General features: G+C 44.0%; 2 protein-coding genes. Both read right to left on the bottom strand.

Translation table 11 applies throughout. The features are described from left to right. A partial coding sequence (locus tag KDK18_RS01245; RefSeq protein ID WP_257252618.1) for a hypothetical protein occupies nucleotides 1–349 on the bottom strand: 349 nt, incomplete at its 3' end. 267 nt (nucleotides 350–616) lie between these two features. After that, the coding region (locus KDK18_RS01240) for a hypothetical protein (RefSeq protein WP_257252616.1) at nucleotides 617–1,127 on the bottom strand (511 nt) is incomplete at its 5' end.

Genomic DNA, 1,127 nt, shown 5'->3' with positions numbered 1-1,127 from the left:
CTACCTGAGTGGATTCGATCAACGATGGATCAATGACCGGAAAATTAGCTGTTTCTGTGTTCGTTGTTTTCGGACGCATTTTTACCGGTTCAGTGGTCAGCGTTTCCAGTTCCGTGTCAATTATTTTCGGGGCAATATCAGTAACGGCTACCTTATGCCCGGCCTTGCACATGAAATCACTATTGATCGCCTCATCCTGCTTTGCAGAAGCAACCGCCGGGAGCATTACATCTTCACTTCTACTCACTTCTCTGGCAAAAGCGGTGCCTGTCTTATCAATATTGTCAGATGAACTGACGCAAGCGGCGAAACACGTCTGTTCTATTGTTTTAATACGGAGCGAATCCATTTTTTTAACCCTCACTGCTGTCCTTGCTATGACGATCTGATTAAGAAAAGCCAAACCAGATATAACTTGGACTTTTAACCCAATAGTTAGTTCCAACCATTCTGTGAAGACTGGGCAGAATTATAAGATCACCTCCGCAGCTGCCGAATGGCAGGAGGTCTTGGGGTGTGACCAAGAGATAGTTGGCACGGTGGGCATAGGCAGCAATGAACAATAAATTGAAATCACATGGGCAGTGCCACATTGAGGAGGGTAGGCAATTCGAACTCAATAAAATCGGTTGTTTTCGCCCCACTTCCTGCCATAGTCCAGAAGCATGCTGTACCACTCATCCTCATTTTTTGTATGTTTTTTCATGTTAGCGAGATAGATGTCCAGCCAATATTTCTGGTCGTGCTCTTCAGACAACAAATTTGAAAACTCCTTGGTGGTTAAAGGGCTAACGGCAACATTTTGATGACGCAAACAGTGTTTTGCTATGGTTAATTGACTCTTTTCTGAGCATTCTTCCCAGAGTCGATGAAAATATTCCCGGTACTCTTTAAGGTAAAATTCACAAAGACGAGCTTTGTAACGTTGCATTTCAACCAGAGGCAGACCATTTGTTTTCAGGGATGCGATTGAGTTGTTTTGTGTGCTTTCGCGACTGACCTCAGGAATGTCCTTCCAGCAATCGTCATGCTCATCCGCGCTGTTGGCATTGGCGCCAAAGTCTATGTATTTATCATTGGATTCAGGGAAGAGAACAAGGTTAATCACATTTAACATCAACGCCAAA

Source organism: Endozoicomonas sp. SESOKO3, from assembly GCF_024606255.1.
The sequence above is the reverse complement of the archived record's forward strand: the minus strand, read 5'-3'. Positions and strand labels throughout refer to the sequence as shown.